The sequence below is a fragment of the Photobacterium sp. R1 genome (assembly GCF_054600795.1).
Genome location: NZ_BAAHZP010000577.1, coordinates 1 through 269 on the forward strand (window position 1 = coordinate 1; position 269 = coordinate 269).

The following is a 269-nucleotide window of genomic DNA, read 5'->3' on the forward strand; positions in this document are numbered from 1 at the left end:
TTGAACTGGTTCGGGCGCCAGAAGTCCATGATGTCGGCACTGTAACAGCCACGTTCCGCATCAATTTCTATGATGTCAGGGTCAGCCGTAATCAGCATGGCCACCGCACCGGCACCTTGTGTACACTCACCCGGAGTGTTTTGCTGGTAGCGGGCAATGTCGCAGGCCACAACCAGTACAGATTCTTCCGGACGGGCGCGCACCATGTCGCAAGCCATCTGCAGACCGGCCGTGCCGCCGTAACAGGCCTGCTTCACTTCAAACGCCCG

Annotated in this window: 1 pseudogene; it reads right to left on the minus strand. The window is 58.7% G+C overall.

The features are described 5' to 3' along the window. Positions 1-257 (minus strand): annotated as a pseudogene (locus ACYP03_RS26355) (hypothetical protein); the annotation flags it as partial. Positions 258-269 lie beyond the last annotated feature (12 nt).